The sequence below is a fragment of the Acidovorax sp. NB1 genome (assembly GCF_005405905.1).
Lineage (GTDB): Bacteria > Pseudomonadota > Gammaproteobacteria > Burkholderiales > Burkholderiaceae_C > Acidovorax.
Window position 1 is genome coordinate 17,743 of sequence record NZ_BJHU01000021.1, and the last position, 13,903, is coordinate 31,645.

General features: G+C 67.2%; 10 protein-coding genes and 1 pseudogene. 6 read left to right on the forward strand and 5 right to left on the reverse strand.

Annotated features, from left to right (window positions below; all coding sequences use genetic code 11):
• Positions 1-26 precede the first annotated feature (26 nt).
• Both AvAM_RS08375 and ggt read left to right on the forward strand, forming a co-directional pair.
• Positions 27-734: pseudogene (locus AvAM_RS08375) on the forward strand (GNAT family N-acetyltransferase); the annotation flags it as partial.
• A gap of 230 nt (positions 735-964) precedes the next feature.
• Entirely contained in the window at positions 965-2,755 is a 1,791-nt protein-coding gene (gene ggt / locus AvAM_RS08380; RefSeq protein ID WP_137746637.1) for a gamma-glutamyltransferase, read from the forward strand.
• A 153-nt stretch (positions 2,756-2,908) separates the two neighbouring features.
• On the opposite strand, the gene AvAM_RS08385 is transcribed toward ggt, so the two are convergent.
• The 4 genes from AvAM_RS08385 to gcl form a co-directional block, all read right to left on the reverse strand.
• Complete coding sequence (locus AvAM_RS08385) at positions 2,909-3,256, reverse strand: hypothetical protein (RefSeq protein ID WP_137746638.1); 348 nt, start codon at positions 3,254-3,256, stop codon at positions 2,909-2,911.
• A gap of 72 nt (positions 3,257-3,328) precedes the next feature.
• On the reverse strand, positions 3,329-4,243 hold the full coding sequence (gene glxR, locus AvAM_RS08390) for a 2-hydroxy-3-oxopropionate reductase (protein WP_137746639.1): 915 nt from the start codon (positions 4,241-4,243) through the stop codon (positions 3,329-3,331).
• Positions 4,244-4,283: 40 nt separating this feature from the next.
• Positions 4,284-5,063, reverse strand: a complete 780-nt coding sequence (hyi, locus tag AvAM_RS08395; protein WP_137746640.1) for a hydroxypyruvate isomerase — start codon at positions 5,061-5,063, stop codon at positions 4,284-4,286.
• A gap of 168 nt (positions 5,064-5,231) precedes the next feature.
• A complete protein-coding gene (gcl, locus tag AvAM_RS08400; protein ID WP_137746641.1) occupies positions 5,232-7,022 on the reverse strand; it encodes a glyoxylate carboligase in 1,791 nt (596 codons plus the stop codon).
• A gap of 160 nt (positions 7,023-7,182) precedes the next feature.
• On the opposite strand from gcl, the gene AvAM_RS08405 reads away from it, so the two are divergent.
• Positions 7,183-8,100 carry a LysR family transcriptional regulator gene (locus AvAM_RS08405; RefSeq protein WP_137746642.1) on the forward strand — a complete coding sequence of 306 codons (918 nt, stop codon included), beginning with the start codon at positions 7,183-7,185 and terminating at the stop codon, positions 8,098-8,100.
• A 104-nt stretch (positions 8,101-8,204) separates the two neighbouring features.
• On the opposite strand, the gene AvAM_RS08410 is transcribed toward AvAM_RS08405, so the two are convergent.
• Positions 8,205-9,545 (reverse strand): glycerate kinase, encoded by a 1,341-nt coding sequence (locus tag AvAM_RS08410; protein ID WP_137746643.1) that lies wholly within the window; start codon positions 9,543-9,545, stop codon positions 8,205-8,207.
• A 216-nt stretch (positions 9,546-9,761) separates the two neighbouring features.
• Between AvAM_RS08410 and AvAM_RS08415 the strand changes: the two genes are divergently transcribed.
• From AvAM_RS08415 to AvAM_RS08425, 3 genes are all read left to right on the forward strand, one after another.
• Positions 9,762-11,042, forward strand: coding sequence for a C4-dicarboxylate transporter DctA (locus tag AvAM_RS08415; protein WP_137746644.1), 1,281 nt, complete (start codon positions 9,762-9,764; stop codon positions 11,040-11,042).
• A gap of 28 nt (positions 11,043-11,070) precedes the next feature.
• Positions 11,071-11,910 carry a transporter substrate-binding domain-containing protein gene (locus AvAM_RS08420; RefSeq protein WP_171012174.1) on the forward strand — a complete coding sequence of 280 codons (840 nt, stop codon included), beginning with the start codon at positions 11,071-11,073 and terminating at the stop codon, positions 11,908-11,910.
• 135 nt (positions 11,911-12,045) lie between these two features.
• Positions 12,046-13,890: a methyl-accepting chemotaxis protein gene (locus AvAM_RS08425; protein WP_137746646.1), complete on the forward strand. Its 1,845-nt coding sequence runs from the start codon at positions 12,046-12,048 to the stop codon at positions 13,888-13,890.
• Positions 13,891-13,903: the final 13 nt, after the last annotated feature.

Here is a 13,903-nt window from a genome sequence, read left to right on the forward strand (position 1 = left end):
TTTTGCCCCCCAGGGCCCTGCAACCCATGTCCTCTTTCACGAATGATTTCGCCCAGCCCATCGGCGCCCCCGTGCCCGGCTGGACGCCCCGCCCCCAGCCCACCGGCGTCACCCTGGCAGGCCGCTACTGCCAGCTGGAACCCCTGCAGGCCGACCGCCATGCCGCCGACCTGGACGCCGCCTACCGGCTCGCCCCCGACCCGCGCGCCTGGACCTACATGTTCATCAACCCGTTCAACACCTCTGAGGACTACCTGCACTACGCCCAGAGCGCCGCACTGAGCACCGACCCGCGCCACTTCGCCGTGGTGGACCGCGCCACCGGCAAGGCTGTGGGCACGCTGGCGCTGATGCGCATCGACCCCACGCATGGCGTGATCGAAGTGGGCAACGTTATGTTCTCGCCCCTGCTGCAGCAGACCCCCGCCTCCACCGAGGCGCAGTTCCTCCTCATGGCCTATGTGTTCGACACGTTGGGCTACCGCCGCTACGAATGGAAGTGCGACAGCCTCAACGCCCCCTCGCGGCGCACTGCCGCGCGCCTGGGTTTCCAGTTCGAGGGCATCTTCCGCCAGGCCGTGGTCTACAAGGGCCGCAACCGCGACACCGCCTGGTTTTCGGTCATCGACACCGAATGGCCGCTGCTGCGGCAGGCCTTCGAGGCCTGGCTGTCGGACGGCAACCAGGATGCGCAGGGGCGCCAGCGGCGTTCGCTGGCGCAGGTGCGCGGATCATTGCAGCGCTGAACCTGGCACGGCCGAACGGTGGGCCCGTGGAGTCACCGCTGCTGGCGCTCAGCGTCCGCCAGCAACACAGGCATGACGGGCTTGCATGGACTGCATATCCCATCGGCATAACCACCGCGTGCGCGCCATGGGGGCCCACCCTACACTTGCTGCGGCCCCTCGCGGGCTTCGCATCCCTCTTCCCTTTTCTACAAAGCAAAAACCAAGGAGCAGCTTCCATGAACATCCGACACACGCTGTTGGCCTCCAGCCTGGCGCTGGCACTGGCCAGCCTGACCGCCTGCGGCAGCGCGCCGCAGCAGGTGGCTGCGCCCGCCGCACCGGCACAGGCGCAGCAGACCGCCGCCGCACGCGCTGCCAGCGCGGCCTACGACTTCGACATGGACGTGTTCCACCCCGTGGTGGCACGCAATGGCATGGTCGCCACCGAACAGGAACTGGCCTCGCAGATTGGCCTGGACATCCTGAAAGCCGGTGGCAATGCGGTGGACGCGGCCGTGGGCATCGGCTTTGCGCTGGCCGTGGCCCTGCCCAATGCGGGCAACCTGGGTGGTGGTGGCTTCATGGTGGTGCACGACGCCAAGACCGGCAAGAGCGTGGCGCTCGACTTCCGCGAAGTGGCCCCTTTGAAGGCCACGCGCGACATGTACCTCGATGCCAAAGGCAACGTGGTGGACGGCAAGTCGCTCTACACCCACTACGCCGTGGGTGTGCCCGGCACCGTGGCCGGCATGGAACATGCGCTCAAAAGCTGGGGCACCCTGCCCCTGTCGCGTGTGATCGCTCCCGCCATCGAACTGGCCGACAAGGGCTTCCCGGTGAGCGAGACGCTCGCCAAGATCCTGCAGCAGGAAAAGAAGAACATGGGTAAGTGGCCCGCCACCCAGGCCATCTTCTGGAAGAACGGCGAGCCCCTGAAGGTAGGCGACCCGCTGGTGCAAAAAGACCTGGCCCAGTCCATGCGCCTCATCGCTCAGCAGGGCGCCAAGGCGTTCTACGAAGGCGAGATCGCCCAGAAGATCGCGGCCGAGATGGCCCCGCACGCCGGCGCCATCAGCCTGCAGGACCTGCGCGAATACAAGGTGGCCGAGCGCGTGCCCACGCGCGGCACCTACCGGGGCTACGAGATCGTGACCATGCCGCCCCCCTCCTCGGGCGGCCCGCACCTGGTGCAAATCCTCAACATGCTGGAGCCCCTGCCCCTGGCCCAGTGGGGTCCCAACAGCGCGCAGACCATCCACCACATGGCCGAGAGCAGCAAGCTGGCGTATGCCGACCGCTCCGAATACCTGGGCGACCCGGACTTCGTGAAGATCCCGCTCAAGGGCCTGACCTCCAAGCGCTATGCCGAGTCGCTGGCCAAGGGCATCGACCCCAACCGCGCGCGCCCCGCCAAGGAGATCAAGCCCGGCCAGCCCCAGCCGTATGAAAGCGACCAGACCACCCACTACTCGGTGGTGGACAAGGCGGGCAACGCCGTGGCCGTGACCTACACGCTCAACACCAACTTCGGCAGCGGCATCGTCGCCAAGGGCACAGGCATCCTGCTCAACAACGAGATGGATGACTTCTCGGCCAAGCCCGGCGTGGCCAATGCCTACGGCCTGGTCGGCGGCGACGCCAACGCCGTGGCCGCCAAGAAGCGCCCCCTGTCGTCCATGACGCCCACCCTGGTGCTGAAAGACGGCAAGCCCACCCTGGTGACGGGCAGCCCTGGCGGTGCGCGCATCATCACCACGGTGCTGCAGACGGTGGTCAACACCATCGACTTCGGCATGAACCCCGCCGAAGCCGCTGCCGCACCCCGCGTGCACCACCAGTGGACGCCCGACGAGCTGCGCGTGGAAAAGGGCCTGTCGCCCGACACCATTGCCCTGCTCAAGCAGCGCGGTCACAACATCGCCGTGAAGCCCTCGATGGGCCGCACGCAGACCATCCAGATCCGGGGCGGCGCGCTGTATGGCTACTCGGACCCACGCAACCCGGATGGGAAGACGTTGGGGTATTGATTGCTATTTAATTGATAGCTATTACCGCTTGATGAACGGGCGGTAGCGGCCAATTTGAATCAAAAATCCCGCTCACCGAGAGGTGTGCGGGATTTTTTGCGCCTCTGGCCCTGCCAAGCATCCCCCTTTTGCCCACGCTTGGCGCTGGCAAAGTTACGGGGACACGTAGGGCTTGTACCTTTGCCAGTGCCGCCAATAGCGGAAGTGGAAGAAAACCGCCAGCGCGACCATGGCGGCCATCACCGCGCCCATGAGCATGAAAAACCCGGAACCTGGCTGCACGGCTCCGGATAGCAACTGCTGCAACAGAAAGGCCAGCAGCGCCGCAGCGCAACCCAGCACGCCTTCCGACCAATGGATGTTGGTGGCCAGCGCGCCCTGGCATGCCGGGCACACGGGCACTGCGCGCTGAGGCAATATCTTTCGCTCACCCGGGAGTGGCTTGGATGTCACCAATCGCCACCCAAGGGCGGCTCCGCAGTAGGGGCAGTCATGTTTCATCGGTGGTCTGCAAGCGCTCTGGAACTGCTGCAACTCTAAGCCACCGCGCCCCGGACGCCTGAGGCCCATCGTTCAAGCCGCCACACCCTGCCCAATCTCAAAATTCGCCATCTTCTCCAGCGCCCGCACCATCGCCGAGTGGTCCCAGCCCTGCCCGCCATGAGCCACGCAGGCGTTGAACAGCTCCTGCGCCATGGCAGTGTTGGGCAGCGGCACGCCGAGCGCCCGCGCGCTCGACAGCGCGAGGTTCAAATCCTTCTGGTGCAGTCCGATGCGAAAGCCCGGGTCGAAGGTGCGCTTGATCATGCGCTCGGCGTGCACCTCTAGGATCTTCGACGATGCGAAGCCCCCCAGCAGCGCCTGGCGCACACGGGCCGGGTCGGCGCCCGCGCGGGCAGCAAACAGCAGCGCCTCGGCCACGGCTTCGATGTTCAGGGCGACGATGATCTGGTTGGCCACCTTGGCGGTCTGGCCGTCGCCGTTGCTGCCCACCAGGGTGATGTTCTTGCCCAGGCGCTCGAACAGCGGCTTGATGCGGTCGAACACCGCTTCGGGGCCGCCGACCATGATGGACAGCGTGGCGTTCTTGGCGCCCAGCTCGCCGCCCGAGACGGGCGCATCCAGGTACTGCGCGCCCAGGGCCTCGATGCGGCGCGCGAAGTCCTTGGTGGCAACGGGCGAGATGGAACTCATGTCCACCACCACCTTGCCCGCGCTGCCCTTGAGGCCGTGGGCCACGCCGTCTGCGCCAAACAGCACTTTCTCCACATCCGGCGTGTCGGGCAGCATCAGAAAGACGATGTCGGCCCGCTCGGCCACGCCGCGCGCGGTGGTGCACTGTGTGGCGCTGCTCTCGGCGATCTGCGGCGCCACGCGGCCACGGGTGTGCACGTACAGCTGGTGGCCCGCAGCGATGAGGTGGCCGCACATGGGCGCGCCCATGATGCCCAGGCCGATGAAGCCGAGTTTGAGAGGGGTGTCAGTCATGTTCTTGTTCTCCTGTTTGTGTGTTGTGGTTCATTCGCTTTCAAGCGGTCAAGGCGCTGCGCCATGAGAGGCCGATCTCGGTGGTGCGCGCGGGCCGGTACTCGCAGCCCACCCAGCCGTCGTAGCCGATGCGGTCCAGGTGCGCGAACAGGTAGCGGTAGTTGATCTCGCCGGTGCCCGGTTCGTTGCGGCCGGGGTTGTCGGCCAGCTGCACGTGGCCGATGCGCGGCAGGTGCTTTTGCAGCGTGGCGGCGATTTCGCCTTCGGTGCGCTGCGCGTGGTAGATGTCGTACTGCACGAAGGCGTTGCTGGCATCCACTTCATCCAAGATGTCCAGCGCCTGGTCGGTGCGGGTCAGGTAGAAGCCAGGGATGTCGAACGGGTTGATGGGCTCGATCAGCAGGCGCAGGCCAGCGGCCTTCAGCTCGGTGGCCGCAAAGCGCAGGTTGTCGATGAGGGTGCGGCGCAGCACGTCGGCCGCCACACCGGCAGGCGCCTTGCCCGCCAGGCAGTTGAGCTGGGGCACGTCCAGCGCCTTGGCGTAGGTGATGGCCTGGGCCACACCCGCGCGGAACTCGGCGATGCGATCGGGGTGGCAGGCGATGCCGCGCTCTCCTGCGGCCCAGTCGCCAGCGGGCAGGTTGTGCAGCACGATCTGCAGCCGGTGCCTGTCGATGCGCTCACGAATTTCTTCTGCGGGAAATTCATACGGGAACAGAAATTCCACAGCCTCGAAGCCCGTGCGCGCAGCGCGCTCGAAGCGGTCGAGAAAAGGCACCTCGGTGAACAGCATGCTGAGGTTGGCAGCAAAACGTGGCATAGAAAAACTCTCCGTGACAATGAATCAGAACAATGGGACTGGCGCTGTGGCTCGCGTTCTCCCACCACCGTTCGGGCTGAGCCTGTCGAAGCCAGGGCTTGGGGCAGCCTTCGACAAGCTCAGGCTGAACGGTTTGGGGAATGAATCCGCGCGCCACCAGGCGCTGCATCAATCCAGCATGGCGAGCGCGCTCGGCGCATCTGCTGCCTGCGTGGCCAGCTCTTCAAACTCGACGATGTTGTCGATCTCCGTGCCCATGGCGATGTTGGTCACGCGCTCCAGGATCACCTCGACGACCACAGGGGTGCGGTGCTCCGCCATCCAGGCCTCGGCCTGGGCGATGGCGGGTGCGAACTCTTCAGGGCGGTGCACGCGGATGGCCTTGCAGCCCAGGCCTTCGACCACCTTCACGTGGTCCACGCCATAACCGCGCGCCACCTCGCCCTCGGGCATGTTCACGTTGTCGAACGCGAGCTGCACGCAGTAGTCGATGCTGAAGGTGCGCTGCGCCTGACGGATCAGGCCCAGGTAACTGTTGTTGACCAGCACGTGGATGTACGGCAGCTTGAATTGCGCGCCCACAGCCAGCTCTTCGATCATGAACTGGAAGTCGTAGTCGCCCGACAGCGCCACGATCTTGCGCGCCGGGTCGGCCACGCGCACGCCCAGGGCGGCGGGCACCGTCCAACCCAGCGGGCCGGCCTGGCCGCAGTTGATCCAGTGGCGCGGCTGGTACACGTGCAAGAACTGCGCGCCCGCGATCTGCGACAGGCCGATGGTAGAGACGTAGCACACGTCCTTGCCCAGTGCGCGGTTCATGCACTGGTACACCCGCTGCGGCTTCATGGGTACGCTGTCGAAATGGGTCTTGCGCAGGTAGTCCACGCTGTGTTTGCGGGCCTGGCACTCGGCCGCCCAGGCACTGCGGTCGCGCAACTGGCCTACCGCCTTCCATTCACGCGCCACCTCCACAAATAGCTTGAGCGCCGCACCCGCGTCGGAGACGATGCCGAAGTCCGGCGCAAACACGCGGCCGATCTGCGTGGGCTCGATGTCCACGTGCACGAACTTGCGCCCCTTGGTGTAGACATCGACCGAACCCGTGTGCCGGTTGGCCCAGCGGTTGCCGATGCCCAGCACAAAGTCGCTGGCGAGCATGCTCGCATTGCCATAGCGCTGGCTGGTCTGCAGGCCACACATGCCCGCCATGAGCGGGTGGTCGTCCGGGATACTGCCCCAGCCCATCAGCGTGGGGATTACCGGCACGCCCAGCACCTCGGCCAACTGCACCAGCAGGTCGGAGGCATCGGCGTTGATGATGCCTCCGCCCGCAACGATGAGCGGGCGCTCGGCGGCGTTGAGCATGCTCAGTGCCTTCTCGATCTGCGCGCGCGTGGCGGCGGGCTTGTAGGGCACCAGGGGTTCGTAGGTGTCGGGGTCGAACTCGATCTCGGCGAGCTGCACGTCGATGGGCAGGTCGATCAGCACCGGCCCGGGCCTGCCGGAGCGCATGAGGTGAAAGGCCTGCTGAAACGCCTGCGGCACCTGGGCGGGCTCCAGCACCGTGGTGGCCCACTTGGTCACGCTCTTGGCGATGCTGGCGATGTCCACGGCCTGGAAGTCTTCCTTGTGCAGGCGGGCGCGCGGCGCCTGGCCGGTGATGCACAGGATGGGGATGGAGTCCGCACTGGCCGAGTACAGGCCGGTGATCATGTCGGTGCCGGCGGGGCCGCTGGTGCCGATGCACACGCCGATGTTGCCGGCCACGGCACGGGTGTAGCCCTCGGCCATGTGGCTGGCGCCCTCCACATGGCGCGCCAGGATGTGGCCGATGCCGCCGTGCGCCTTGAGCGCCGCATACAGCGGGTTGATGGCCGCGCCGGGCACGCCGAACGCGACACTCACGCCCTCCTTTTCCATCACTTTTACGGCGGCCTCGATGGCCTTCATTCTTGCCATTGCACATCTCCTGGGTTTGCTATCGGTTGGATGGCCCCACTCTAGGCAAGCCCCCCGTGGTGCGGAAGGTGGCGATGAACCATAAAATTTATTCCACACAGGAATAAGCCACGGTGCGCGCCCACGCCACCATGCCCAAAAGCCCCAGGAGACAACAACGATGGACCGGCTCGATGCCATGCAGATGTTTGTGCGGGTGGTGGAGACAGGCAGCTTCACCAAGGTGGCGCAGGAGTTCACCACCACGCAGCCCACCGTGACCAAACAGATCGCCGCGATGGAGGCGCATCTGAAAGTGCGGCTGCTCAACCGCAACACGCGCGGCGTGAGCCTGACCGAGCCCGGTGCGCTGTACTACGAGAAGTGCAAGGCCATCGTGACCGACGTGGCCGAGGCCGAGAGCGTGGTGCGCGTGCGCCAGACCCAGGTACACGGCCAGCTGCGGGTGGGCAGTTCGGTTGCGTTCGGGCGGCGCGTGGTGGTGCCGCTGGCGCTGGAGTTCATGGCGCAGAACCCACAGGTGCAGCTGGACCTGAGCTTCGAGGACCGCTACACCGACCTGGTGGCCAATGGCATCGACGTGGCGATCCGCCTGGGCAAGCTGGCCGACTCGGCCCTGGGTGCGCGCACACTGGGCATGAACCCCTGGGTGCTGGTGGCCTCACCCACCTACCTGCGCCGCCACGGCACGCCACGCAGGCCGTCGGACCTGAAGGACCACGCCACGCTGATATACAGCAGCGTGCAGGGCAACGACCTGTGGCGGCTGCGCAATGCGAGCGGCGAAGCGGTGTCGGTGCCCGTCACAGGGCGGCTGCGGTCCAACAATCTCTCCGCGCTGCTGGCGGCGGCGCGTGCGCACATGGGCATCGCGGCGCTGCCGCACTATGTGGCGGTGGAGTCGCTGGCCGCCGGGCGCGTGGTGGAGGTGCTCAAGACCTGCCGCCTGCCCGAGCAGGAGATTCATGCGGTGTACCCGTCGCCGCGCCTGGTGCCGCAGAAGGTGCAGGCGTTTGTGGCGTTCCTGCAGGGGCGGTTTGCCAAGGACTGGTGGGAGGAGAAGCGGCCATCGCCCTGAACCGGGCTCCGCCGGGCGTGGCCCGCGCCAGCGGGGCACCGGGTGCTACAGACGAAAATCTTAATAAAAGAAGGGCTTACCGCGCGCCCACCATGGGTTTAAAGCTACAAAATCAGTAGTGCGCGAAAGTCATTCACGTTGGTGTGCGTGGGCCCCGTGATGACCAGGTCGCCCAGTGCATCGAAATAGCCATATGCATCGTTGCGGTCCAGGTGGTCCGCGATGGAAAGCCCCTGCGCGGCAGCACGCGCCAAGGTGTCGGGCGCAACGCAGGCACCCGCGTTGTCTTCCACGCCGTCGATGCCGTCGGTGTCCGCCGCCAGCGCCCACACGCCCGCCTGGCCTTGCAGCGCCTGCGCGAGCCCCATGCAGAACTCGCCCGCGCGGCCGCCCCGGCCCTTGGCGGCGCCCGGGGCGCGCGGGCGGATGGTGACGGTGGTCTCGCCGCCCGAGAGGACCACGCAGGGCCGCGCAAACGGCTGGCCGTGCCGCGCCACGGCCCGCGCCAGCGCAGCGTGCACCTTGCCCACCTCGCGCGACTCGCCCTCGATCTCGTCCGACAGGATGTGGGCCTGGACGCCCGCTGCACGCGCCGCCTCGGCGGCGGCCTCCAGCGACTGCTGGGGCGTGGCCGTCATGTGCACGGCATGGCCTGCGAACACGGCATCGCCGGGCTTGGGGGTTTCCAGATCACCCGCCTGCAGCGCGGCACGCACGCTGGCCGGGATGTCGATGCGGTAGCGCGCCAAGATAGCCAGGGCGTCGGCGCAGGTAGTGGAATCAGGCACCGTGGGGCCGCTGGCAATCACCGACGGGTCGTCACCCGGCACATCGCTGATGGTGAGCGTGACCACGCGCGCAGGGGCGCAGGCCGCCGCCAGCCGCCCGCCCTTGATGCGCGAAAGGTGCTTGCGCACGCAGTTCATTTCGTCGATGGCGGCGCCACTCTCCAGCAAGGCCTTGTTGATGCGCTGCTTGTCCTCCAGCGTAAGCCCATCGGCGGGCAGGGTGAGCAAAGCCGAGCCGCCGCCCGAGATCAGGCACAGCACCAGGTCGTTTTCGGTCAACCCCTGGGTGAGCGCCAGGATGCGCTCTGCGGCCGCCAGCCCCGCCGCATCCGGCACCGGGTGTGCGGCCTCGACCACCTCGATGCGCTGCGGCAGGCCTGCGGGCCGGGGCGGCGTGTGGTGGTAGCGCGTGACGACCAGGCCCGACAGCGGCGCATCGGCCGGCCACAGCGCCTCCACCGCCTGGGCCATGGCACCACCGGCCTTGCCGGCGCCCAGCACCAGGGTGCGGCCGCCGCTCTCGCGGCTGGGTGGGGGGGGCAGAAATGCAGCGGTGTTGTGCAGCGGCAGTGCACGGCGCACAGCCACGCGGTAGAGGTGTTCGAGGAATTCCCCGCTCTGGCGAACGGGGTCGGGCACGGTGTCGGTGATGGTCATGGGGTTGTCTCCGCGGGCGATTGTGGGGCCACGGTCACCCGCACAGCAGTGCGCCAAAGTCAAAACTACTTCAACCCAGGCAGGGGATGGCAACACGCCAGAGCGGTGCACAGCACGGGATAACCCCATGTTCTGGCCTGCAACAGTTGTCTACATTTCTTGTATGCAAGATTGATTGCAGCGCACCTCCATCCTTTTTCTCACCAAAGGGTTCCCATGCTTCGCTTCTTCAACTCCCTCTTCGGCCGGGTGATCCTGGCCTTGATTGCCGGTGTGGCCATCGGGCTGCTCTGGCCTGACACGGCCGTGCAGCTCAAGCCGCTGGGCGACGGCTTCATCAAGCTCATCAAGATGCTGATCCCACTCATCGTGTTCTGCGTGGTGGTGCACGGCATTGCAGGCACGGGTGATTTGCAGCGCGTGGGGCGCGTGGGGGTCAAGTCGCTGATCTACTTTGAGGTGGTCACCTCCATCGCTCTGGTGCTGGGCCTGGCGCTGGCGTTCTGGTTCGAGCCCGGCGTGGGCATGAACGTGGACCCCAAGGCGCTGGACCCCAAGGCCATGGGCGCCTACGCAGAAAACGCCAGCAAGCTCACGGGCGGCGGCTTCAGCGACTTTCTGCTCAAGCTCATCCCCACCACGGCTGTGAGCGCTTTTGCCAACGGCGACGTGCTGCAGGTGCTGCTGTTCTCGATCATCTTCGGCTGCGCGCTGGCGCTGCTGGGCGAGCGCGGGGCACGCGTCACCGGCCTCATTGAAGACCTGTCGCATGTGCTGTTCAAGACCATGGGCCTGATCATCAAGCTGGCCCCACTGGGCGTGCTGGGTGCGATCGCTTTCACGGTGGGCAAGTACGGCATCGGCTCGCTCAAGCAGCTGGGCATGCTGGTGGTGCTGTTCTACGTGGCCGTGTTCCTGTTCGTGGTGGTGGTGCTGGGTCTCATCATGCGGTTCTCGGGCTTCAGCCTGTTCAAGCTGCTGCGCTACCTGCGCGAAGAGCTGGCCGTGGTATTCGCCACCACGTCGTCGGACAGCGTGCTGCCCCAGATCATGGCCAAGCTCAAGAACATGGGCATCCGCGATTCGACCGTGGGCCTGGTGATCCCCACGGGCTACTCGTTCAACCTGGACGCGTTCTCGATCTACATCACGCTGGCGGCCGTGTTCATCGCACAGGCCACCAACACCCCCATCACCATGACCGACCTGCTGACCATCCTGGCGATCTCGCTGGTCACCTCCAAGGGCGCGCACGGCGTGCCGGGCTCGGCCATCGTGGTGCTGGCGGCCACGCTGCACGCCATTCCGGCCATCCCTGCCATCGGGCTGGTGCTGGTGTTGTCGGTGGACTGGTTCATGGGCATCGCCCGCGCCCTGGGCAACCTGATCGGCAACTGCGTGGCCACGGTGGCGATTGCCGCGTGGGAAGGCGACATCGACCGCGAGCGCGCCCATGCCGTGCTGGACGGCCAGGCCGTCGCGCCGCTGCAGAAGTAAATCCCAACGCGCCACGCGAGGCACCCCCATGACCCAGCCATCCCGCTACTCCCATCCGACCCGGCGCAGCGCCATCGCAGGCGCGGCGGGCCTGTGCACGCTGGGCTGGGGCATCGCCGCCGCGCAGGGCAAGGGCGACGCACCGGACCAGCTCGAACGCATCCTCAAGAGCCGCGTGCTGCGCGTGGCCGCGCCGCAGGAGTTTCCCCCTTTCGGCTTCACGAAGAACGGCGTGCTGGACGGCTTTGACATCGCGGTGGCGCGCATGCTAGCCGGCGACCTGCGCGTGTCGCTCAAGACCCTGCCCGTGGCCAGCGGCGAGCGACTGGCGGCGCTGCGCGAAGACCGGGTGGACCTGGTCATCGCCAGCCTGGGCAAGACCGCCGAGCGCGAGCGCGAGATCGACTTTTCCACTGCCTACGCGCCCACCTACATGGGCGTCTTTGGCGACTCCGGCGCGGGACTGGCCGACCTGGCCGCGCTCAAGGGCCGCCGCGTGGGCGTGGTGCGCGGCAGCCTCGAAGAGGCCGAACTCAAGGCCCAGGCAGCGCATGCGACGGCCGTGGCGTTCGACAGCTCGGCGCCCCTGCTCGATGCCTACGTGCGCCGCACCATCGATGCGTTCGCTGCGGGCAACGTGGTGGCCGAATCCATCCCCGACACCGCCCTGCGCGAGCGCGTGCGCCGGGTGGCGGTGCTGCGGCAAAGCCCCTGCTACATCGGCGTGCGCAAGGGTGAACCGCGCCTGCTGGCGCGGGTAGACGCGTTCCTGGCCCAGGCCCGGTCGTCCCAGGCGCTCATGGTCAACGCGATGCACTGGTTCAAGCACAGCCTGTCACCGGACATGTTCAAGGACGGCAAAGGCTGAGCCCGCGCGCAGCAGCATCCGCTACCCCACCACCTGGCCGCATTACTTTCCGCACAACACACAGTGCACAGGTCCGAAGCTACCCACAGCCACCCCCACCGCTCCGCCCCTCTCCCCGGCCAAGGCAGCAATCCCATGATCACCTCGCTTCGCACCCGCATCCTGCTCATCACCACTGCAGCCGTCACCGTGGCCCTGGCACTCACGGGCGCGGCCACCTACACCATCGTGCGGTCCGCCACGCTGCAGACCATCGAAGAAAACCTGGCGGCCATCGCCTCGGGCAACACACTGGCCATCGAGAAATGGGTGGCTGCCAAAGCCACGGCCGTGACGGCGACGGCGGCAGTGGTCGAGCCCGGCGACCCCAAGGGCCTGGTGCTGCACATGAACCAGGCCGGCGGCTTCCCGGTGACCACGGGCGGCTGGCAGGACAAGAGCTGGGTGTCGAGCAGCGCCAGCACGCCGCCCACCTACGACCCCACGGCCCGCCCCTGGTACAAGACCGCGCTGCAGGCCGGCAAGCTGGTGGTGACCAAGCCCTATGGCGACGCCTCCACCGGCGAGCCCTTCGTCTCGTTCGCCGCGCCCATCCTGCGCGGCGGCACGGCGCAGGGCGCTGTCAGCGGCGCGGTGCCGCTCAAGGGCGTGCAGGAAGTGGTGGCTGCGGTGCACCCCACGCCCAGCAGCCTGGGCTTCGTGATCGACAAGGACGGGCTGGTGCTGGCCCACCCCGACGCGAAGCGCATGCTCAAACCCGTCGCGGAAGTCTCTGCCGCGCTCACGCCCGCCGTGGTGTCGTCGCTGCAAAGCGCCAGCCATTCGCTGGAGGCAGACCTCAACGGCACCCCCAAGCTGCTGCGCGCGCTGCCCGTGCAGGGCACCGACTGGCTGCTGGTGGTGGCGCTGGACAAAACCGAGGCCACAGCGGGCTTGGGCCAGGTGGTACGCACATCGGCCATCGCCATCGTGCTGCTGGTGCTAGCGGCAGCCGGCGTCACGGCCCTGCTCACCGCGCAGTCGTTCCGCCGCCTGTCGCAGGTGCGGGACGCGATGGATGAAGTCGGCTCCGGCAGCGGCGACCTCACGCACCGCCTGCCCGTACAGGGGCGCGACGAGGTGGCGCAGATTGCGGCGTCGTTCAACAGCTTTGTCGAGAAGATCGGCACGGTACTGCAAGACGTGCGCCAGGGCGTCGAATCGATGAAGACGGCCACCGACGAGATCAAGGCTGGCAACCAGGACCTGTCCAACCGCACCGAAGGCTCGGCCAGCGCGCTGCAGGAAACCTCGGCCTCGTTGTCGCAGCTGACCGTCACCGTCAAGCAGTCGGCAGAAGCCGCCGCGCAGGCCACGCGCCTGGCCAACTCGGCCAGCGCCACGGCCACGCGGGGTGGCGAGGTGGCGGCTGGCGCAGTGACCACGATGGACGAGATCTCGGCCGCCTCGGCCAGGATCGGCGAGATCATCGGCGTGATCGACTCCATCGCGTTCCAGACCAACATCCTCGCGCTGAACGCGGCGGTGGAGGCGGCCCGAGCTGGCGAGAACGGCCGAGGCTTTGCCGTGGTAGCCAGCGAGGTGCGCAGCCTGGCCCACCGCAGCGCCACAGCCGCCAAGGAGATCAAGGCGCTGATTGACGCCTCCAGCGCGAGCGTGGCCACGGGCACGCAGCGTGTTCAGGCTGCAGGCAAGACCATGGGCGAGATCGTCCAGGACATCCAGCACGTGGCGAAGATCATCGGCGAGATCAACGGATCGATGACCGAGCAGAGCGCCGGCATTGGCCAGATCAACCAGGCCGTGGCCGAGATGGACCGCGCGACACAGCAAAATGCTGCCCTGGTGGAAGAATCCACCGCCGCGTCTTCCGTGCTGAACGAACAGGCCCACCACCTTGCGCGCACGGTGGCAGGCTTCAAGCTCGACGGCGAGCCCGCCACACCCTCCTCCAACCCGCGCCTGGCGCTGCCGCGCTGACGCCACTGCCCAC